Annotated in this window: 18 protein-coding genes and 2 tRNA genes; 4 read left to right on the plus strand and 16 right to left on the minus strand. The window is 71.3% G+C overall.

Features of this window, described 5'->3' with window-relative positions:
* Positions 1–13: 13 nt before the first annotated feature.
* The 10 genes from ACIRG6_RS02960 to ACIRG6_RS03005 form a co-directional block, all read right to left on the minus strand.
* Positions 14–86: transfer RNA gene (locus ACIRG6_RS02960), tRNA-Ala, on the minus strand.
* Between the two features lie 113 nt (positions 87–199).
* A complete protein-coding gene (locus tag ACIRG6_RS02965; RefSeq protein WP_003976229.1) occupies positions 200–433 on the minus strand; it encodes a hypothetical protein in 234 nt (77 codons plus the stop codon).
* A 3-nt stretch (positions 434–436) separates the two neighbouring features.
* Complete coding sequence (locus ACIRG6_RS02970; RefSeq protein WP_225635920.1) at positions 437–610, minus strand: hypothetical protein; 174 nt, start codon at positions 608–610, stop codon at positions 437–439.
* A gap of 213 nt (positions 611–823) precedes the next feature.
* Positions 824–896 (minus strand) — tRNA-Ala (locus tag ACIRG6_RS02975).
* A 120-nt stretch (positions 897–1,016) separates the two neighbouring features.
* Positions 1,017–1,688, minus strand: coding sequence for a histidine phosphatase family protein (locus ACIRG6_RS02980; RefSeq protein ID WP_318218529.1), 672 nt, complete (start codon positions 1,686–1,688; stop codon positions 1,017–1,019).
* Entirely contained in the window at positions 1,685–2,131 is a 447-nt protein-coding gene (gene rsfS, locus ACIRG6_RS02985) for a ribosome silencing factor (protein ID WP_225635922.1), read from the minus strand. Before rsfS ends, ACIRG6_RS02980 begins: the two co-directional genes overlap by 4 nt.
* 86 nt (positions 2,132–2,217) lie before the next feature.
* Positions 2,218–3,984 (minus strand): LCP family protein, encoded by a 1,767-nt coding sequence (locus ACIRG6_RS02990; protein ID WP_403320406.1) that lies wholly within the window; start codon positions 3,982–3,984, stop codon positions 2,218–2,220.
* 16 nt (positions 3,985–4,000) lie between these two features.
* Positions 4,001–4,687 (minus strand): nicotinate-nucleotide adenylyltransferase, encoded by a 687-nt coding sequence (nadD, locus tag ACIRG6_RS02995; protein WP_225635924.1) that lies wholly within the window; start codon positions 4,685–4,687, stop codon positions 4,001–4,003.
* Positions 4,688–4,737: 50 nt separating this feature from the next.
* Entirely contained in the window at positions 4,738–4,902 is a 165-nt protein-coding gene (locus tag ACIRG6_RS03000) for a hypothetical protein (RefSeq protein ID WP_318218531.1), read from the minus strand.
* 145 nt (positions 4,903–5,047) lie between these two features.
* A complete protein-coding gene (locus ACIRG6_RS03005; RefSeq protein WP_189227842.1) occupies positions 5,048–5,209 on the minus strand; it encodes a hypothetical protein in 162 nt (53 codons plus the stop codon).
* Between the two features lie 141 nt (positions 5,210–5,350).
* Here ACIRG6_RS03005 and ACIRG6_RS03010 point away from each other — a divergent pair, with 141 nt between their 5' ends.
* Positions 5,351–6,490, plus strand: coding sequence for a M48 family metallopeptidase (locus ACIRG6_RS03010; protein ID WP_364819280.1), 1,140 nt, complete (start codon positions 5,351–5,353; stop codon positions 6,488–6,490).
* 9 nt (positions 6,491–6,499) lie between these two features.
* Here ACIRG6_RS03010 and ACIRG6_RS03015 read toward each other — a convergent pair whose 3' ends face one another.
* The 6 genes from ACIRG6_RS03015 to galE all read right to left on the minus strand — a co-directional run bounded on the left by ACIRG6_RS03015 (position 6,500) and on the right by galE (position 13,070).
* Positions 6,500–7,567 carry an SCO2583 family membrane protein gene (locus tag ACIRG6_RS03015; protein ID WP_403320409.1) on the minus strand — a complete coding sequence of 356 codons (1,068 nt, stop codon included), beginning with the start codon at positions 7,565–7,567 and terminating at the stop codon, positions 6,500–6,502.
* Between the two features lie 85 nt (positions 7,568–7,652).
* Positions 7,653–8,222: an SCO2584 family spore wall biosynthesis protein gene (locus ACIRG6_RS03020; protein ID WP_364679602.1), complete on the minus strand. Its 570-nt coding sequence runs from the start codon at positions 8,220–8,222 to the stop codon at positions 7,653–7,655.
* 131 nt (positions 8,223–8,353) lie between these two features.
* Positions 8,354–9,640: a glutamate-5-semialdehyde dehydrogenase gene (locus tag ACIRG6_RS03025; protein WP_350721290.1), complete on the minus strand. Its 1,287-nt coding sequence runs from the start codon at positions 9,638–9,640 to the stop codon at positions 8,354–8,356.
* A gap of 146 nt (positions 9,641–9,786) precedes the next feature.
* A complete protein-coding gene (locus ACIRG6_RS03030; RefSeq protein WP_350721291.1) occupies positions 9,787–10,308 on the minus strand; it encodes a hypothetical protein in 522 nt (173 codons plus the stop codon).
* A 136-nt stretch (positions 10,309–10,444) separates the two neighbouring features.
* Positions 10,445–11,548, minus strand: coding sequence for a glutamate 5-kinase (proB, locus tag ACIRG6_RS03035; protein ID WP_239768074.1), 1,104 nt, complete (start codon positions 11,546–11,548; stop codon positions 10,445–10,447).
* A gap of 550 nt (positions 11,549–12,098) precedes the next feature.
* Positions 12,099–13,070 carry a UDP-glucose 4-epimerase GalE gene (gene galE, locus ACIRG6_RS03040; RefSeq protein ID WP_364819288.1) on the minus strand — a complete coding sequence of 324 codons (972 nt, stop codon included), beginning with the start codon at positions 13,068–13,070 and terminating at the stop codon, positions 12,099–12,101.
* A 330-nt stretch (positions 13,071–13,400) separates the two neighbouring features.
* On the opposite strand from galE, the gene ACIRG6_RS03045 reads away from it, so the two are divergent.
* From ACIRG6_RS03045 to ACIRG6_RS03055, 3 genes are read left to right on the plus strand one after another with little or no spacing between them, the layout of a single operon-like run.
* Positions 13,401–15,647, plus strand: coding sequence for a bifunctional glycosyltransferase/CDP-glycerol:glycerophosphate glycerophosphotransferase (locus ACIRG6_RS03045; protein WP_403320414.1), 2,247 nt, complete (start codon positions 13,401–13,403; stop codon positions 15,645–15,647).
* Between the two features lie 18 nt (positions 15,648–15,665).
* Positions 15,666–18,542: a bifunctional glycosyltransferase/CDP-glycerol:glycerophosphate glycerophosphotransferase gene (locus tag ACIRG6_RS03050; protein ID WP_364679612.1), complete on the plus strand. Its 2,877-nt coding sequence runs from the start codon at positions 15,666–15,668 to the stop codon at positions 18,540–18,542.
* Positions 18,539–19,684 carry a glycosyltransferase family 4 protein gene (locus ACIRG6_RS03055; protein ID WP_225635934.1) on the plus strand — a complete coding sequence of 382 codons (1,146 nt, stop codon included), beginning with the start codon at positions 18,539–18,541 and terminating at the stop codon, positions 19,682–19,684. Before ACIRG6_RS03050 ends, ACIRG6_RS03055 begins: the two co-directional genes overlap by 4 nt.
* Positions 19,685–19,801 lie beyond the last annotated feature (117 nt).

A 19,801-nucleotide genomic window follows, 5' to 3' on the forward strand; every position in this document is an offset into this window, starting at 1 on the left:
GGGGGTTTCTCTGTGGAGCTAAGGAGAATTGAACTCCTGACCTCCTGCATGCCATGCAGGCGCTCTACCAACTGAGCTATAGCCCCTTGTTCCTGCGTTCCGCCCGGTTTCCCCGGCGGCGACGCCAACATTACACGGTCCACCGGGCCCAACACCAAATCGTTTCCGTTTTGCCCGTTTCGCCCTGTTGTGACGGTCGTTACGCCGTCACGAACGAGTAGAACCGCTTGAGCGTGCAGTGCTCCTCCAGGAGCCGGCCGTAGATCGGCTCGCCCTCGAGTTCGCGGTACGTCTCGATGGGGTCGCCCTTTATGATCAGCGCCCGCGCGCACTCCTCGCACCAGTACTGGTAGTCCGGGTTGACCGGCTCCATGTCCCGCACGATCGGGGTGCCGCTGCCGCACCAGTCGCACTTCCGCCTGTGTGCACCCATCGGTCAGCTCCAGCTGTGGCCGCAGGCCGTGCACACGTAGGAGATGCCACCGTTGTCACCGAGGACCTGGGCGACGTGCGCGGAACCGCAGGAAGGGCAGCTGAGACGGGTGGCCACGTTCCGTGTCACCGCTCCGCCGAGGAGGTGACCGACCTCCTCGAGGATGCTCGCAGGCATCGCCACTCCCTCCCGTCGGGCCGCGGTCCCCTTCCGGCCGTTTGATTCTGCCACGACCGGGCCAATACGGTCAGCGACGCCTCGGTACCGGTCCGGACACGGAGCCCTCGCGGGGTCTCACGGGGGTATACGCCCGCGGGGGCACGGTTGCTCAACCGCGGACGCAACGAAAAATCCCGCCCCCCGAAGGGGACGGGATTCGTCCGTGGGCTGTGGAGCTAAGGAGAATTGAACTCCTGACCTCCTGCATGCCATGCAGGCGCTCTACCAACTGAGCTATAGCCCCTTGCTGCCACTCGGCGATGCCGTGTGGTGTTTCGCCCCGCTCGGCGGGGCGAACAAGAAGAACTTTAGCCTGCGACCTGCCGGAAAGTGAAATCCGGGTCCCGGGCCCGTCGCCCGCGGCTCAGTCGTCGTCGCCGAGCACCGGTTCCGGCAGCGTGCCGGCGTTGTGCTCCAGCAGACGCCAGCCGCGGGCGCCCTCGCCCAGGACGGACCAGCAGCAGTTGGTCAGGCCGCCGAGGCTCTCCCAGCTGTGCGGCTCCAGCCCGAGGAGGCGTCCGATGGTGGTGCGGATGGTGCCGCCGTGGCTCACCACGACGAGGGTGCCGTCCTCGGGGAGCTTCTCGGCGTGCCGGAGCACCACGGGGGCGGCGCGGTCGGCCACCTCGGTCTCCAGCTCACCGCCGCCGCGGCGGACGGGCTCCCCGCGCTTCCACGCCGCGTACTCCTCGCCGTGCCGGGCGATGATCTCCTCGTGCGTCAGGCCCTGCCAGACGCCCGCGTAGGTCTCCCGCAGGCCCTCCTCCGGGGTCACCTCGAGGCCGGTGAGCGCGGCGAGCTCGGCGGCCGTGTTCGCGGCCCGGCTGAGGTCGGAGGAGACGATCGCGTCGGGTCCCAGGCTGGCCAGCAGCCGGGCGGCGCGGCGGGCCTGGGCGACGCCGGTCTCGGTGAGCTCGACGTCCGTGGAGCCCTGGAAGCGGCGCTCCACGTTCCACGAGGTCTGGCCGTGCCGCCACAGGATGACGCGCCTGCCGCGGCCCGGATTCCCGGCCGTCACCTCACCGGTGGCGCTCATCGCCAGTCCCCGTCGGTCTCCGTCGCCTCCTCGGCGGCCTGGAGCCGGGCGTGCTCCTCCGCCTTGCCGCGGGTCTCCTTGGCGTCGGCGGGCAGCTCCAGCTCGGGGCAGTCCTTCCACAGGCGCTCCAGGGCGTAGAAGACACGCTCCTCGCTGTGCTGGACGTGGACGACGATGTCGACGTAGTCGAGCAGGACCCAGCGGGCCTCGCGGTCGCCCTCGCGGCGGACCGGCTTGGCGCCGAGTTCCTTGTTCAGCCGCTCTTCGATCTCGTCGACGATCGACTTGACCTGGCGGTCGTTGGGGGCGGAGGCCAGCAGGAAGGCGTCCGTGATCGACAGCACGTCGCTGACGTCGTAGGCGATGATGTCGTGCGCGAGCTTGTCGGCTGCCGCCTGCGCGGCGGCGTTGATGAGTTCGATGGAGCGGTCGGTCGCGGTCACTGCGTGGCTTTCGGTCGGCGGTCGGTTGACCTCAAGGGTCTCACGACCGCCGACGGTGCCCCACGGGATAACGCCGGTGCCCCTGGCTAGCTCGCCGGTTCGTAGTCCTGGCCGAGGACCACCGAGACGTCGGCGTTCGCCGCGACCCTGCCCTGGGTCACAGAGCCGTCGGGCAGGCCCAGGGTCTTGGCGACCTGGACGGCGTTCTCCTTGTCGGCGGCTTCCGCGTACAGGACCTGCGACGTGGCCTCGGTGCCGGAGGCGGTGCCGCCCTCCACGAAGGTGAAACCGCCGTTGAGGAGGGTGACGCGGGCCTTGCCGGTGCGGTCCTCGACGCCGGTGGCGTTGCGGACGGCGACGCTGACGGCCGCGTCCTTGTCGGGGCTCTTGGCGGTGCCGCCGAGAACGTCCTTGACGACGCCGTCGCCGGTCTCGGCGCTGAGCCGGCCGTCGTTGCCGACGGGCAGCAGCGCGGTCTTGAAGTCGCCGCCCTTGGCGAGCTCGGAGAGCCCGGCGAGGAAGGAGCCGAGATCGCTCTCGGTGAGCGGCGGGTCGAGGACCAGGCCGAGCGTCTGCACCGTGGTCGTCGCGGCCTGCGGATCGGAGGACATCTTGCGCAGCACGCCGTGCAGGACCTGGCCGAACCGCTGGAGCTGGGCGTCGGCGGACTCCCCGGAGCCGCGGTAGGTGGCGTAGGCGACGGCCATCTTGCCGCTGAGGGTCTGCTTCTGGCCCTTGTGCACGAGGGGCGCGGCGCCCTTGTCCTTGACGGCCGGGTCGGGCACGTCGGCGTCGGTGTCGACCTCGATGTTGCCGACCAGGTCCACCAGGATCTGCAGGAACGGGGTGTCCAGCCGCCAGCTGCCCTCGATGTCGGTGCCGAGGGCCGAGTCGAGCGCGGTCCGGGTGGCGTCCGGTCCGTCGTCGCCGACGGACTTGGCCAGCGTGGTGGTGGTGCCGTCGTCGCCGGTCAGGGCCAGCGAGTTGGGCAGCAGTACGGCGGTGCCCTGCTGGGTGGTGGTGTTGTCGACGAGCAGCGCCGTGGAGGTGCTGCCCTTGGCGGTGTCGTGCAGATGGACGGCGATCACGTCCCGCTTCTGGGCACCCGCCGCCGTCGTACCGCCCGTCTTGGAGTCCGACGAGGACAGGCCGGGCAGTTTCCCGGCGTACCAGAGGTAGCCGACGCCGCCGACGGCGACGAGGGCCAGGACGACGATCAGGGCGACGACGCGCGAGCGGGCGCGGCGCCGGGCCTCCTCGCGGCGCTCGGTGCGGTTCTCGGTGAACTTGAGCCAGTCGATGACGTCCTCGGAGTCGTCGGTCGGCTCCTCGACGAAGGCGAACTGCTCGGTCTTGTAGTCCCGTTCCGGTTCGCCGGGCGCCGCCGCGTCCGGCGCCTCGGGCGGGCCGGACTGCTGCGGGATGTAGGCGGTCTGCTCGGCGACGAGCGGCTGCCGGCCACTCGTCGCGGCCTGGCCGTACGGGTCGTACGAGGGCTGCGCGACGTGGCCGTGGCCGCCGTACGGGTCGTGGCCGGCGTCGGGGACGGGCGGCTGCTGCCCGGTGTCCTGGCCGCCCTGGGCGGTGTAGGGGTCGTACGGCGTGGTGGACTGCGGGGTGCCGGTGCCGTACGGGTCGTAGCCGTAGCCCTGCCCGTACTGGTCCTGTTGCTGCCCGTACTGCTGCTGCCCGTACGGCTGCTGCTGCGCGTAGGGGTCGTACGTCTGCTGCTGGTCGGGCAGGCCCGGGGCCTGGGCCTGGCGGTACACCGGCCGGCCGTACTCGTCGTAGCCGACGAGTTCGTACGGGTCGGCCTGGCCGTTGCCGTATCCCGCGTCGTATGGGTCGTTCACCGGTGCCCCTCTCGGCTCAGTCGCCGCGGTACAGCTGGCGCTTGTCGATGTAGCGCACGACTCCGTCCGGCACCAGGTACCAGACGGGGTCGCCCTTGGCGACTCTCGCACGGCAGTCGGTGGAGGAGATGGCGAGGGCGGGGACCTCGACGAGCGAGACACCGCCCTTGGGAAGCCCGGCGTCCGTCAGCGTGTGTCCGGGCCGGGTGACGCCGATGAAGTGCGCGAGGGAGAAGAGCTCCTCGCTGTCGCGCCAGGTGAGGATCTGGGCGAGGGCGTCGGCGCCGGTGATGAAGAACAGGTCCGTGTCCGGGTTGAGCGCGCGCAGGTCGCGCAGGGTGTCCACGGTGTAGGTGGGGCCGCCGCGGTCGATGTCGATGCGGCTGACCGAGAACTGCGGGTTCTCGACGGTGGCGACGACCGTCATCAGGTAGCGGTCCTCGGCGGCGGACACCGTGCGGTGGCTCTTCTGCCAGGGCTGCCCGGTCGGCACGAACACCACCTCGTCGAGGTGGAACTGCGCGGCGACCTCACTGGCCGCGACGAGGTGCCCGTGGTGGATCGGGTCGAAGGTGCCGCCCATGACGCCGAGGCGGCGCTTGCCCGATCGCGCCGCGCCGTTGCCCGGGGCGGGCAACGAGCGGTTCTGTGTGCCCCTCGCCGCGTCGTGCGCCGGACCGGTAGGCATGTCCTGCTCTCCCATGCGTGCAGACCCTACCGGCCCGGTCCAGGCCCCCAGATCCCCCCTCGCGCTCAGCGGTCGCGGTTGAAGCGCGTGGTGATCCACAGCAGGAGCAGCAGGATGAACAGCGCGGCGCCGCCGGTGAGGTAGGGGCTGAGGCTCTGGTGGTTGCCGCCGTGCTCCTCGCCCTCAGCAGCGAGAGTGACCAACTGGGCAGCAGTGCTGTGGAAGCTCATCTTCGGCAGGACCTATCAGGTGTGGGCGGGATAAGGACGTCGCGCCTCATCGTATGCGGGCGTCCTGCGGACGATCACGCCGACTCCGCCGTTGGGGACGGCCCGTGGTCCCCGGCGGCCGTGGCCGGGGAACCTTCCGCCCGCCTCAGTCGTCCTTCCGCTTGTACCCCCGCAGCAGGAACCACGCGGTCAGCACACAGCCCAGCACCATCACGATCAGGACGACCCGGAGCAGATTGCCCGCCCCTTGCTGCTCGGCCGCGGTCGCCGCCTCGGCGAGCCAGGCGGTGTGGGGGGTGTGCTCCATGACGGTGACTCCTTCGCTGTACTGCCCGTCCACGGTATCTCCGCCTAGGCTGGGCCCGGCTCCGGGGGCGCAAAGGGCCGCACAAGGGTTCGCAAAGGGCCTTTCCCACGCGGGGGCCCACAGACGCACATGGGGGAAGACATGTCCGACGGCCACCAGCACAACGGGCACGAGAAGGTGCCGGGCAGGCAGCGCAGGCGCTTCCCGGGGATCTCCTCGCGTGCGTACGAGCATCCGGCCGACCGCAGTGCCCTGGTGGCGTTGCGCAAGCTCAGCGGTTTCGACACGGTGTTCAAGGCCCTGAGCGGCCTGCTGCCCGAGCGGAGCCTGAGGCTGCTGTTCCTGTCCGACTCGGTGCGCGTCTCGGACCGCCAGTTCGCCCATCTGAACGACATGCTGCGGGACGCCTGCTACATCCTGGACCTGGAGAAGGTCCCGCCGATGTACGTCAACCAGGACCCGGTCCCCAACGCGATGTGCATCGGCCTGGACGAGCCGATCATCGTCGTCACCACGGGCCTCGTGGAGCTGCTGGACGAGGAGGAGATGCGGGCGGTCGTCGGGCACGAGGTCGGCCACGCGCTGTCCGGCCACTCGGTGTACCGGACCATCCTGCTCTTCCTGACGTCCCTCGCCGTCCGGGTCGCCTGGATCCCGCTGGGCAACGTGGCGATCATGGCGGTCGTGAGTGCGCTGCGCGAATGGTTCCGCAAGTCGGAGCTGTCCGCCGACCGCGCGGGGCTGCTGGTCGGCCAGGACCTCCAGGCGTCCATGCGGGGCCTGATGAAGATCGCGGGCGGTAACCACCTGCACGAGATGAACGTGGACGCGTTCCTGGAGCAGGCCGACGAGTACGAGGCCGGGGGCGACCTGCGCGACTCCGTGCTGAAGATCCTGAACGTGCTGCCCCGCACGCACCCGTTCAGCACGGTGCGGGCCGCCGAGCTGAAGAAGTGGGAGGCCTCCCGGGACTACCAGCGGATCATGGACGGCCACTACCCGCGCCGCGAGGAGGACAGGGACGCCTCGGTCCGGGACTCCTTCCGCGAGTCGGCGTCCAGCTACGCCACCCATGTGCGCAGCTCCAAGGACCCGCTGATGAAGCTGGTGAACGACATCGCGGGCGGTGCCGGCGACCTGGGCGACCGGATGCGGCGGGGCTTCGGCGGGTTCACGTCCTCCCAGCAGAGGCCGCCCGGGGACACGGACGGCACCGACGGTTCCGAGGGGCCGGGCGGCCCGGAGACGCCGGACGGCCGTCCGCCGCGCGACGGCGCCTGAGCCCGCCGCTCAGACCGCCGGCTGGGCGCCCGTCGCCAGGGTGCCGCACACGGCCGCGGCGCTGCCGGTGGCGTACGGGTCGGTGCCGGCGGGGCCGCCGGCCTTGGCGGTCTGGCCCGCGAGCAGCGGGCGCAGGTGGTTCGCCGAGTCCTCGGCGCAGGACAGCGGCCCCGCCTGCACGGAGGAGGCCACGAGCTGTGCCTGGTGCAGGCGCAGGTCGTCCCGGTCGAAGCGGAAGTGCAGCTCGCGCCGGACGGTGAACAGCGACGCCTCGGCCCGCGCGTCCCCGGTGGGCCGCAGCGCGTAGACGAGGGTGTGGTCGGCGGTGACCTCGAGGGTGGAGGCGTCGCTCTCCACCACCGTCAGGCTGCCCCGCACCTTGATCTCGTCGCCCGCCAGCTCGGCCCGGGTGGGGTCGAAGCGCACCAGCCACCCGGTGGGCGCGTGCCGGCCGTCGGCCGTGGGGTGGGCGAAACTGTCGTCGAACTGGCCGAGCTGGTCGGGGTCGAGCAGCACCCGCACCGAGCGGACGTCGCCGCCGTCGAGCACGTCCGGGTCGAGTGCCGAGCGGACGACGTAGTTCTTGGCGGTGGTCAGCGCGTTCATCACCTGGTCGTCCGAGAAGTGCGCGGTGCGCCGGGCACCCGGCAGCGGCACGCCCTCGGCCCCGGCCGCGAAGTGCGCGGCGGGGCTGTGCGCGTACAGGTACGCGGGGTCGCCCGCGCCGGGGACCTTGCCCCGGGGGGCGAGCGGGACGACGGTCATCCGCACCTGCTCGGACGACTGCCGTGCGGCGGGGCTCTGGTACGGGTGCCGTACGCCCATGTAGATCGCGGTGCCGAAGGCGAGGGCGATCAGCAGGAAGAGGACCAGCACCTGCCGGGACAGGCCCCGGCGCAGCGGCGGGCGGCGGCGTACGGCGGGGGCGTGGTCGGTGATGCGTTCCCGGGCGGAGAACTCCTGGAGGCGGGCAGCGCGGACGAACGACTCGTCGAAGACGACGGATCGGTACTCGTCCTCTCCGCCTCCGGGCGCGCCTTCGGGCACCCCTCCAGGCGGCTCGCCAAGCCCTGCCATACCTTCAGGGTAGGTCTGGGGAGAGTCGCGTAAACGCGGTGGCGCAGGTGAAGTTGGGACAGGTTGGGGCCGCCGGACCGGCAGGTCAGGGGCTGCGCGGGATCACCGGGACCGGGGGCCCGGAGTAGTCGGCGGAGGCCGAGGGGGTCACGGTGCCGCCCTGCTCCGGCCCCGTGGAGGCGGGCAGCGGCACCTGCTCCGGGCCGCTGCCCGAGGAGGCGCCCCGGTAGACCGCCGCGAAGGCCAGCGCGACCATGCCGACGCCCATCACCAGGGCCAGCATCCAGGCGACGGGCCGGTGCCAGCGGACCTGCTTGCCGTAGGCCGGCGGTGCGCCGTAGGGGCGGTCGAGGAGGTCGCGGTCGTCGTCCGGGTCGTCGAGGTCGGGATCATGGCCGAAATCGCCGTACCCGTCGTCGTAGCGCTCGGCTCGGGAGCGGCCGCGGCGGGCCGCCTCGGCCTCGGTGGCCTCGGCTCTGGCCTGCGCGGCGGCCAGGAGGCGTTCGACGGCGGTCGGCTCGTGCACCGCGGCCGCCTCTACGAAGGCCTCGTCGAAGACCACGGAGGCGAACTCTTCGTCCGACACCCCGCGGTCGTGTTCGTCGTCGGGCTCCCAGCCGTCAGGGAACGGCCTACCCCCCACGTCCTCCGGCACGGATCCAGAGTAGACCTGGGGGGTCGATTTGGGCAGACGGCGGGGAAATTCATCCGGTGGGTGAGATGCCCCGTTCGGATCAGTTGGCGCCCCATGGACGCGTGCCGCTCACATATGCCCCGTCGTGCGCCTCAGCGCCGCACGTGTCCGTCCCCGGTGACGATGTACTTGGTGCTGGTCAGCTCCGGCAGGCCCATCGGGCCGCGGGCGTGCAGCTTCTGCGTGGAGATGCCGATCTCGGCGCCGAAGCCGAACTGGCCGCCGTCGGTGAACCGGGTGGAGGTGTTCACGGCGACGGTGGTGGAGTCGACCAGCTGGGTGAAGCGGCGGGCGGCCTGCTGCGAGGTCGTCACGATGGCCTCGGTGTGGCCGGAGGTCCACAGCCGGATGTGCTCGACGGCCCGGTCGAGGGAGTCCACGACCGCCGCGGCGATGTCGTAGGACAGGTACTCGGTCTCCCAGTCCTCCGGCGTCGCCTCCACCACGGTCGCCTTGGTGTCCTTGGCGTGCGCCATCACCCGCTCGTCGGCGTGCACGGTGACGCCGGCCTCGGCGAGGGCGTCCAGGGCGCGGGGCAGGAACTCGGCGGCGATGTCCTGGTGGACGAGGAGGGTCTCGGCGGCGTTGCAGACGCTGACGCGCTGGGCCTTGGAGTTGATCAGGATGTCGACGGCCATGTCGAGGTCGGCCTGCGCGTCGACGTAGACGTGGCAGTTGCCGGTGCCGGTCTCGATGACGGGGACGGTGGACTCCTGGACGACCGTGTTGATCAGCGAGGCGCCGCCGCGCGGGATGAGCACGTCGACCAGGCCACGGGCGCGCATCAGCTCGCGCACGCTGTCACGGCTCTCGCCGGGCACCAGCTGCACGGCGTCGGCCGGCAGCCCGGCGCCGCCGACGGCGTCGCGGACGACCCGGACGAGGGCGGTGTTCGACCGGTACGCGGAGGAGGAGCCGCGCAGCAGGACGGCGTTGCCGGACTTCAGGCACAGGGCGGCGGCGTCGACGGTGACGTTGGGCCGGCCCTCGTAGATGATGCCGACCACGCCGAGCGGCACCCGGACCTGGCGCAGGTCGATGCCGTTGGGGAGGGTGGAGCCGCGCACGACCTCGCCGACGGGGTCGGGCAGCGCGACGACGTCGCGCACGTCGGAGGCGATGGCGCGGACCCGCTCCGGGGTCAGGGTGAGCCGGTCGATGATGGCCTCGCTCGTCCCGGCGGCGCGGGCCTTGGCCACGTCCTGGGCGTTGGCCTCCACGATCTCGCTCGTACGGACCTCCAGCGCGTCCGCGACGGCGAGCAGCGCGTCGTCCTTCGCTGCCCGCGGCAGCGGCGCGAGGTCGGCCGCGGCGGCCTTGGCCCGGTAGGCGGCCCGGGTGACCGGGGACATCGAGTCGTACGGCGAGAGCGTGGTCATGGGGGAAGCGTAGTAGGCCGGACGGGGCCGTTCACCGGTCGTCCCACACCGCGAGACCCCTCTGTGCGACCGAACCGGCGCCGCTCTCGCGGACCTGGTTGCTCGCCGTGGGGTTGCGCAATCGATGGTGACGGTCCGCGGTCACCTCAGAACGGATGCACCCCGACAGGGGTGGCCGGCGCCGGTCCGTACCCCGCGGCGATGCGCTGGTGGTAGGTCGACCGGTCGATGACCTCCAGGCCGACGATCTCCCAGGGCGGCAGTCCCGCGGTCTGCCGGTGCTCGCCCCACAGGCGCAGGGCCACGGCGGCGGCGTCGTGCAGGTCGCGGGCCTCCTCCCAGTACCGGATCTCCGCGTGGTCGTCGGCGTACCGGCTGGTCAGCAGGAAGGGATGGTCGTGGGCGAGCTGCTCCAGGGCGCGGCGCACCTCGGGGAGCGGGGCGCGGGCACCGGAGACGCTGAGGGTGACGTGCCACAGGCGCGGGGTGTGCGCCGGTTCCTCGCCCCGGAACCGGTCGCCGGCCGCGACGCTCGTCAGGGCGCGTTCCTCACCGGCCGTCCGGGCGCCGCCGCCACCGCGGGCCCCGGTGGCGCCGCGCGGTCCGGTACCGCCCCGGGAGCCGGTACCACCGCGGGACGCCGCCGTCCCAGGGCGCACTCCGCTCACGACGGCCTCCTTCACGCACACGGCTGGGCCCGGCGGTCGGCCGGGCTCGTCCCTCGAGGAAAGTTGAGCAGGCCGCAAGAGATCCTGTGCCGGTTTTACGGAACGTCCACCGCCGATTCGGGGACGTTTCGGCCCATTACGGGTGCAGGATCACCAGATCGTCCCTGTGTACGACCTCGCGTTCGTACGCCGGTCCGAGTTCGCGCGCCAGTTCCCGGGTGGAGCGGCCGATCAGCCGGGGGATCTCCTTGGCGTCGAAGCCGACGAGTCCGCGGGCCACCGCGTGCCCCTCGCCGTCCCGCAGTTCCACCGGGTCGCCCGCGGCGAACTCGCCCTCGACGCCCGCGATCCCGGCCGGGAGCAGTGACTTGCGGCCCTGCACGACCGCGCTCACCGCCCCGTCGTCGAGCACGAGCGCACCGCGCGGGGCGGAGGCGTGCTGGAGCCACAGCAGCCGGTCGGTGGAGCGCTTGCCGGTGGCGTGGAAGTAGGTGCCGGTGTCGCCGCCGGACAGGGCGTCGGCGGCGTGGACGGCGCTGGTCAGCACCACGGGGATGCCGGCGGCGGCGGCGATCCGGGCCGCCTCGACCTTGGTGACCATGCCGCCGGTGCCCACCCCGGCCTTGCCGGTGCTGCCGATCTCGACGTCCACGAGGTCGGCCGGGCCCCGCACCTCCGCTATCCGCGAGGTGCCCGGCCTGCTCGGGTCGCCGTCGTAGACGCCGTCGACGTCGGACAGCAGCACCAGCAGGTCGGCGCGGACGAGGTGGGCGACGAGGGCGGCGAGCCGGTCGTTGTCGCCGAAGCGGATCTCGTCGGTGGCGACGGTGTCGTTCTCGTTGACGATCGGGAAGGCACCCATCGCGAGGAGCTTGTCGAGGGTGCGGGAGGCGTTGCGGTGCTGGGAGCGGCGGCTCATGTCGTCGGTCGTCAGGAGCACCTGGCCGACGCGGACGCCGTAGCGGGCGAAGGAGGCGGTGTAGCGGGCCACCAGCAGGCCCTGGCCGACGCTGGCGGCGGCCTGCTGCCGGGCCAGGTCCCTCGGGCGGCGGCGCAGGCCCAGCGGGGCGAGGCCGGCGGCGATGGCGCCGGAGGAGACGAGGACGACCTCCTTGTCGGCGCCCCGCACCTTGGCGAGGACGTCGACGAGCGCGTCGACGCGGTCGGCGTCCAGGCCGCCCGCCGCTGTGGTCAGCGACGAGGAACCGACCTTGACGACGATTCTGCGGGCCTCGCCCACGGCTTGCCTTGCCCCTGCCACTGTGCCGTCTGCCCTCTCGCCTCTACGGGCGCCGCTCCGGACGCTCGCCAGGCAATCTACGCGAAGCGGCTCGCCCACCGCGCCCCGGTCCAGGCTCCGGACAGCCCCGCCGCGACCCCTTGGCCCCGCGTGGCTGCGCGCCCCGCACGGGTGCCGTCGGGAGGCCGGAGAGCGCCCCTGCCCTTCACGCGCCGCGCGGCTGCCCTCGCAAGGCGCCGCGCGCGTGCCGTCGGGAGGCCGACGCGTGGCCTCCCGGATGCACGACACGCGGCAGGACCGGATCGATCGCCCGCCCCGGAACCTGGCGCGTAAGACCCGCACCGTGACGCGGCGCACAGCGCGCCCCGGCCGGAGGCGGGGCGCACGCAGCGCCGCCCCGACGGCTGCCGGACCCGGCCGTGACCGCCGCCAGGAGAAGTCCCGCCACGGGAGGCGCCGCCGGGAGAGGCCCCGTCACGGGAGGTCCGTCACCGGAGGCCGCCGGCCCGTGCGGCCGCCGTCTCCCGCGGCCTCGCCCTGCGCACCGCATTCAGCCGTTCCGGTGGCGCCAGCCCTGCCAGGCGGAATCGATCATGTCGTCCAGGCCGTGGCGGGCGGACCAGCCCAGTTCCTCGCGGGCGCGGTCGGCCGAGGCCACGACGCGGGCCGGGTCGCCGGGCCTGCGGTCCGTCACCAGCGGGGCGACATCCTCCTTGCCGGCGACCTTGAGGATGCGGTCCACCATCTCCCGGACCGAACTGCCCTCACCGCGCCCGATGTTGAGGGTGAGCGCCGTGCCCTGCGGGGCGTCCGTCAGGCGCCGGGCCGCCGCGAGGTGCGCGGAGGCGATGTCCTGGACGTGGATGTAGTCCCGGACGCAGGTGCCGTCGGGCGTGGCGTAGTCGTCACCGAAGACGCGCGGGGCCTCGCCCGCCTCCAGGCGCTCGAAGACCATGGGGATGAGGTTGAAGACGCCGGTGTCGGCCAGCTCGGGAGCCGCCGCGCCGGCCACGTTGAAGTAGCGCAGGGAGGCGGCGCGGATGCCGTGGGCCCGGGCGGCGGCGTTGATCAGCCACTCGCCGACCAGCTTGGTCTCGCCGTAGGGGCTCATCGGCAGACAGGGGGTGTCCTCGGTGACGAGGTCCACGTCCGGCATGCCGTAGACCGCGGCGGACGAGGAGAAGACGAGGCGGTCGGCGCCGCAGGCCGTCATCGCCTCCAGGAGGGTCTGCAGACCCGTGACGTTCTCGCGGTAGTAGCGGAGCGGCTGCTCCACCGACTCCCCCACCTGCTTCTTGGCCGCGATGTGCACCACGCCTGTCACAGCATGGTCACGAATCGCGCCCTCCAGGAGGGGGCCGTCCAGCACGCTGCCGACCACCAGCGGCACCCCCGCGGGCACCCGGTCGGCACGACCGGTGGACAGATCGTCGTACACGACCACGCTCTCACCGCCGTCGACCAGGGCACGCACCACATGCGCACCGATGTATCCGGCTCCGCCCGTGACCAGCCAGCTCATCCTCATGCCTCCCTGATTTCCGTCTCGAGATGCAGACTCGTCCGTGCGCAACGGAAAATCGAGTCGGGCACAAAGGACAGAAACCAGGAAAGGGTGCATACAAACCGAACGTGAGGAAGTGCAAACCTGACGTCGGCCGACCGGACCACCCCGCCGCCACCCCGCATTCCCTGCGGTGCGCGGCCCGCCTCGCCCGGCCACCGTGCCCACGGAAACTTCATGTGAATCCTTTACGCTGATGCGGCGGCGCGCTCGGGCCCACCGACGCTCGGAGCGCGCTCCGGTCCCAGCCCGCGCTCCCGTGGTCCAGTCTCGGAACAGGTTGTAAGGATGCCCAAGCTCTCTCTCGTCGTTCCCGTGTACAAGGTGCGGGGGTACCTCCCCGAGTGCCTTGACTCCGTGCTGGGTCAGGACTACACGGACTTCGAGATCGTCGCGGTCGACGACTGCTCGCCGGACGGATCGGGCGCCATTCTCGATGAATACGCGCAGCGGGACGACCGCATTCGTGTGATTCATCTCACGGAGAATGTCGGCCTGGGGCGCGCGCGCAACGCGGGACTGGAAAAGGCCCAAGGTGAATACGTGCTCTTCCTGGACAGTGACGACACACTGTCCGACGGAGCGCTCACCGCGATCGCGGACCGTCTCGAGGCCACCGGGAATCCCGAGATCCTCATCTACGACTACGCCCGCACCTACTGGGACGGCAGCGTCCGCCGCAACGCGCGGGCGGACCTGCTCACGCACGACGGCCCCGACACCTTCTCCCTCGCCGACCGGCCCCACCTGCTCGACCTGCTGCAGATCGTCTGGAACAAGGCGTACCGGCGCGACTTCGTCACCCGGTCCGGGTTCACCTTCCCGCCCGGGTACTACGAGGACGCCCCCTGGACGTTCTGCTCGATGATCAGCGCCGAGCGGATCGCCGTACTGGACCGGGTCTGCGTGTTCTACCGGCAGCGCCGCGAGGGCGGCAACATCCTCAAGACGGTCAGCCGCAAGCACTTCGACGTCTTCGACCAGTACCGGCGCGTCTTCGACTTCCTCGACGAGCACGCGGAACTCGACCAGTGGCGCGGCCCGTTGTTCCGCAAGATGGTCGACCACTACCTGACCATCCTGGAGCGCCCGGGCCGGCTGCCGCGCGACGCCCGTGCGGAGTTCTTCCACCGGGCCGCCGCCGACTACCGCGCGCGTCTGCCCGAGGGCTTCGAGCCGCCGGCCGGCCGTCGCCGGCACAAGTACACGCTGCTGCAGCGCGGCACGTACCCGGTCATGGCGAGCGCGCTGACCGCGCTGCGGGTCCGGCAGAGCGTCCGCAGCCGCACGCGGCGCACGCTCAGACGGTCCAAGCGCGGCGCGATGGACGTCTTCTACCGGTCGCAGCTGCGGCTGCCGCTGGACGAGAACCTGGCGGTCTTCTCCGCCTACTGGAGCCGCAGCGTCTCCTGCAACCCCGCGGCCATCGACGCCGAACTGGGCCGTCTGGCACCCCACATCCGCCGGGTGTGGGCCGTGCGGCCGGACGCGGTGAAGCAGGTGCCCGAGGGCGTGGAGTACGTACGCGTGGGCTCCCGGGCGTACTGGGCCGCCGTGGCGCGCGCCAAGTACCTCGTCAACAACGTGAACTTCGGGGACTCGGTGGCGAAGCGGGAGGGCCAGATACATGTGCAGACCCACCACGGCACCCCGCTCAAGACCATGGGCCTGGACCAGCAGAAGTACCCGGCGTCCACCAACATGGACTTCGCCAAGCTCCTGAGGCGCTGTGACCGCTGGGACTTCAGCATCAGCTCCAACCGGTTCTCGACCAGCGTGTGGGAGCGGGTCTACCCCAGCTCGTACACCACCCTGGAGACCGGCTACCCGCGCAACGACATCCTGCTCACCGCCGGCGCCGAGGAGGTGCGCGCGGCCCGCGAGGACCTGGGGCTGCGCGCCGGCACCACGGCGTTCCTCTACGCGCCCACGCACCGCGAGTACCAGAGCGGGTTCGTGCCCCGCCTGGACCTGGAGCGGCTCGCCGAACGGCTGGGGCCGGACGTCACGCTGCTGGTGCGGGGCCACTACTTCTACGGCGGCTCCACCCGGCTCGCCGAGCTGCAGTCCGCCGGGCGGATAGTCGACGTGTCGGCGCACCCGTCGGTGGAGCGGCTGTACCTCGCCTCCGACGGTCTGATCACCGACTACTCGTCCGCCATGTTCGACTACGCCAACCTGGACCGTCCCATCGTCGTCTTCGCCGACGACTGGGACACCTACTCCGTGGTCCGCGGTACCTACTTCGACGTGCTGCGGCAGCCTCCGGGCGCCGTCGCCACGACGCAGGAGGAACTCACCGACCTGCTCTGCTCCGAGGGGTGGCGCGACGACCGGGCCACCGAGGCCCGGGCCCGTTTCCGGCAACGTTTTTGTGACTTCGACGACGGGCACGCAGCCGAACGCGTCGTTCGGCACGTCTTCCTCGGTGAGCCGCTTGCGGACCTGCCGCCGATCGTGCCGTTGGACGAGCGGGTGCCTGCTCCGCCACCCGGCCCGGACGTCGCCGCGTCCGACCCGATATCCGTTCTTTAACCAGAGGTAGCTGCTGCTGTGTCCCAGCGTCACGACAGAACGCCCGACATCAGCGTCGTCGTCATCGTCTACAACGACGCGGATCGTCTTCCGACAGCTGTGCAGTCGGTCCTCGACCAAACCCTGCAGAACGTCGAGGTCATCGTCGCCGACGACCACTCCACCGACGGCTCCTTCGAGGTCGCGCAGAGGCTGGCGGCCGCATCGGACCGGGTGCGGGCCATCCAGTTGGCCGAGAACAGCGGCGGCTGCGGCGAGCCCCGCAACCAGGGCATCGCCATCGCCCGCGGCCGCTACGTGATGTTCCTCGACAGTGACGACACCCTCGAGGTCAACGCCTGCCGCAACATGCTGGACGCCGCCGAGCGCACGGGCGCCGACCTCGTGTCCGGCCTGTGCCTGCGCGTCCACACCGACAGCCGGACGGGCAAGACGGCCAAGTGGTACCCGTGGCTCTACCGGCAGACCCGCACCTTCGACTCGATCGCGGAGATCCCGGACCTCCTGGTCTTCGACACCCTGTCGACGAACAAGTGCTACCGGCGCGAGTTCCTCGTCGACAGCGGCCTGACGTTCCCCCGCGGCATCCACTACGAGGACCTGCTCTTCTCCGCCCAGGCGTACCTGGCCGCCTCGCGGATCACCCTGATCCCGAACACGGTCTACCACTGGAACGTCGTGGAGAAGGCCGAAGAGAAGTCGATCAGCAACCGCCGGCACGAGATCAACAACTTCGCCGACCGGCTGGAGATCCACCGCAGGATCGACCGCATCCTCGTCGAGCAGGGCCACGACGAGCTGAAGCTGCACAAGGACACGAAGTTCCTCAAGCACGACCTGGTGCTCTACCTCCGGGACCTGCCGTTCCTGGACGACGACTACCGGCACCACTTCGCGGAGATGGCCAACGGCTACATCCAGGACTTCCCCGAAGAGGCCTACGCGGAGCTGTCCCCGATCCACCGGCTCTGCGCCTACCTGCTGCTGCAGGAGGACTGGGACCACCTCATGCCGGCCATCGACACGCTCATCAACAAGAACAAGGTCTCCAGCCCGCTGCTGGAGCGTGACGGCCGTGTCTACTGGTGCGCCCAGCACCTCGACGACCCGATGGGCCGCGCCGTGCTCGACGTGACCGACCTCGGCTACCACGCCAAGCCGGTGCAGCGTCTCAACCTGCGCAACGCGGTGACCCGGTACGCGGAGCAGCCCGCCGGGGTGACCCTCGCGGGCGCCCTGGTCAACCCGCTCGGCGTGATCGCTCCCGACGCCCGTCTGGAGGGCGAGCTGGAGTTCCGCGCCCGCCGCAAGAGCCTGCAGTCGTTCCGCTTCCCGGTGGGGACGCTGCGCCACGACGGGGACTCGGTCACCTGGCAGGCCACGGTGCCGCTGGCGAGCAAGCTGCGCCCCGTGGGCCTCGTGGACGACGTGTGGGACGTGCGCATGCACCTCACGGTCGACGGCGAGCGCACCACGAGCCGGCTCACCGTCGGGCGCACCGACCTGGAGGGCGCCGGCGAGATCCGCGTCCGGCCCCGGCTGGGCCGCATGATGGCCGACCGCATCCGGCCGCACGCCTCGGCCAACGGGCACCTCGCCTTCCGGCTGGCCCAGCACGGCCGGCTCGCGCAGCGCACGTCGACGCTCGTGCAGCGCAACATGCAGAGCCCGCCCGCCCAGGCGGCGAAGAAGATGGTGCGCAAGGTCGCCTCGGTGCGCAAGGACCTCCACTCCGGTCCGCGCAAGATCGAGACCTTCGAGCGCATGATCCGGCTGCTGCCCGTGCGCAAGGGCACCGTCGTCTTCGAGAGCCACCTCGGCAAGCAGTACAGCGACAGCCCCCGCGCCATCTACGAGGAACTGCGCCGGCGCGGTGTGCCGATCAAGCCCATCTGGTCGTACGCGGGCAGCCGCCCCACCGGTTTCCCGCAGGACGTGGAGCTGGTGCGCCGCTGGTCGTGGCCGTACCTCAGGGCGCTGGCGCAGGCCGAGTTCTGGATCGACAACCAGGGTTTCCCGCTGAAGCTCAGCAAGCGGCCGGAGACCACGTACATCCAGACCTGGCACGGCTCCGCGCTCAAGCGCATGGGCTTCGACGAGCCGCAGTACCGGATCATGCCCGAGCACGAGCAGCAGGCCTACCAGCGGGCGATCGACCGCTTCGACCACTTCGTGGTGCGCGGACAGCACGACGAGAAGACGCTGGCCCGGGCCTACCGGATCCCGGAGGAGAAGCTGCTGCGCACGGGCTACCCGCGCAACGACGCCCTGGTGCGGGCCCGCGAGTCGGCGACCGTCGACCCGGCCGCGGAGGAACTCGCCGAGCGGCTGGGCATCCGGCGGGACCTGCCGGTCGTCCTCTACGCCCCGACGTTCCGGGCGCAGCAGAACGGCAAGGTCCGCAAGTTCGAGTTCCCGTTCGACGTCGAGGAGTTCGCGGACCGCTTCGGTGACCGGTTCACCCTGCTGATCCGCACCCACTACCTCAACAACGTCACGCTGCCGCCGTCGGTCGCCGGCCGGGTGATCAACGTCAGCGAGGAACCGGACATCACCCCGGTCATGCTCCTGTCGGACGTGCTGATCACCGACTACTCGTCCGTGATGTTCGACTACGCGCTGCTCCAGCGGCCGATGGTGTTCTTCACCTACGACTGGGACGAGTACGTGGAGAACAGCCGCGGCACCTACTTCGACCTGTCCGAGCAGGCTCCCGGGCCGCTGGCGGGCACGGCGGAGGAACTCTTCGACGTGCTGTCGGACCTGGACGCCCTCGCGTCCGGCTGCGAGGGACGGATCAAGGAATTCATGACGCAGTACGGTGAGTACGACCGTGGCGACGCCGCCGCCCGGATCGTCGACCGCTTCTTCGGTTCCGAGGGAGAAGCCCGATGACAGAGCGCGACATCATCTTCGTGGCCAACGAGGTCAACGAACTCGGCGGCGTGGCCCGCTGGCAGGCCCTGATGGCCCGGCTGCTCGCCGAGCGCGGGCACCGCGTGACCATCGTGGGCATCGCCCCGCCCGAGGTGCCGATGGACCTCGGGGACAACCCGCCCTTCGCCACCGTGACGCTCTACGACGAGCGCCCGCCCGGCCGCTGGCAGGCCCGCAACCTGCGGGACCGGGCCAACCTCGCGGCCCGGCGCCGGGAGGCGGCACGCGAGGCGGGCATGCGGGAGGCGACCGAGCGGCTGTCGCGGATCTTCCGGGCCGCCCGCCCGGGCGCCATGATCGTCGTGACCCAGGTGTGGGCCATGGAGTGGGTGGCCGTCGCCGACACGGCCGGTCACCCGGTCATCGGCATGAGCCACGAGTCCTTCGAGTACTCCAAGGGCTCCTCCCGTTTCCAGCGCGTCCAGAAGTACTACAAGGACGTGGACCGGCTGCTCCTGCTGACCCAGGAGGACGCCGACCTGTGGGTGGGCCGCGGCCTCAACAACGTGGGCTTCATGCCGAACCCGCTGCCGATGATGCCCGAGGTCCCTTCCCGGCGCACCGAGAAGGTGGTCGCGAGCATCGGCCGCCTCGGTCACCAGAAGGGCATCGACATGCTGCTCGACACCTGGGCCGAGGCAGCGCCCAAGCACCCCGGGTGGCGGCTGCGCATCTACGGTTCCGGGCCCGACGAGCAGGCCCTGAAGCGGCAGTGCACGGAGCTCGGCCTGGACGGGTCGGTGGAGTGGGCCGGCCAGACCGACGACGTCGTGGGCGCGCTGCACGGCGCCTCGGTGTTCGTCCAGTCCTCGCGCGGTGAGGGCTTCCCGCTGGCCCTGCTCGAGGCGATGGCCTGCGGCGTGCCCTGCGCCGCCTTCGACTGCGCCCCCGGCGTCCGCCAGATCGTCCAGGACGAGGAGGACGGTCTCCTCGCCCGGCCCGGCAACACCACGGAGCTGGCACGCCAGCTGGGCCGGCTGATGGAGGACGCGGAGCTGCGGGACACCATGGGTGAGAAGGCGCGCGCCAACGTGCAGCGCTACTCGCCGTCGGCCATCACCGATCAGTGGGAAGAGCTCTTCGCGTTCCTGGAGCGCTGAGCACCCGCCCGTACGACCCGTACGACACAGGAGGCGAGAACCGGCCCGCTCGGGGTCCGGTTCTCGCCTCCTGTGTCGTGTGCGGGGTCCGTCAGCCGCGCGGGCCGGACGTGCGGG

This window comes from Streptomyces flaveolus, from assembly GCF_044765825.1.
Classification (GTDB): domain Bacteria; phylum Actinomycetota; class Actinomycetes; order Streptomycetales; family Streptomycetaceae; genus Streptomyces; species Streptomyces flaveolus.

What these genes read in the sequence shown, in the direction of transcription:
- ACIRG6_RS02965 (WP_003976229.1), bottom strand. Translation starts at nt 433, where the DNA reads ATGGGTGCACACAGGCGGAAGTGCGACTGGTGCGGCAGCGGCACCCCG.
- ACIRG6_RS02970 (WP_225635920.1), bottom strand. Translation starts at nt 610, where the DNA reads ATGCCTGCGAGCATCCTCGAGGAGGTCGGTCACCTCCTCGGCGGAGCG.
- ACIRG6_RS02980 (WP_318218529.1), bottom strand. Translation starts at nt 1,688, where the DNA reads ATGAGCGCCACCGGTGAGGTGACGGCCGGGAATCCGGGCCGCGGCAGG.
- nadD (WP_225635924.1), bottom strand. Translation starts at nt 4,687, where the DNA reads ATGGGAGAGCAGGACATGCCTACCGGTCCGGCGCACGACGCGGCGAGG.
- ACIRG6_RS03000 (WP_318218531.1), bottom strand. Translation starts at nt 4,902, where the DNA reads ATGAGCTTCCACAGCACTGCTGCCCAGTTGGTCACTCTCGCTGCTGAG.
- ACIRG6_RS03005 (WP_189227842.1), bottom strand. Translation starts at nt 5,209, where the DNA reads ATGGAGCACACCCCCCACACCGCCTGGCTCGCCGAGGCGGCGACCGCG.
- ACIRG6_RS03010 (WP_364819280.1), top strand. Translation starts at nt 5,351, where the DNA reads ATGTCCGACGGCCACCAGCACAACGGGCACGAGAAGGTGCCGGGCAGG.
- ACIRG6_RS03015 (WP_403320409.1), bottom strand. Translation starts at nt 7,567, where the DNA reads ATGGCAGGGCTTGGCGAGCCGCCTGGAGGGGTGCCCGAAGGCGCGCCC.
- ACIRG6_RS03025 (WP_350721290.1), bottom strand. Translation starts at nt 9,640, where the DNA reads ATGACCACGCTCTCGCCGTACGACTCGATGTCCCCGGTCACCCGGGCC.
- galE (WP_364819288.1), bottom strand. Translation starts at nt 13,070, where the DNA reads ATGAGCTGGCTGGTCACGGGCGGAGCCGGATACATCGGTGCGCATGTG.
- ACIRG6_RS03045 (WP_403320414.1), top strand. Translation starts at nt 13,401, where the DNA reads ATGCCCAAGCTCTCTCTCGTCGTTCCCGTGTACAAGGTGCGGGGGTAC.
- ACIRG6_RS03055 (WP_225635934.1), top strand. Translation starts at nt 18,539, where the DNA reads ATGACAGAGCGCGACATCATCTTCGTGGCCAACGAGGTCAACGAACTC.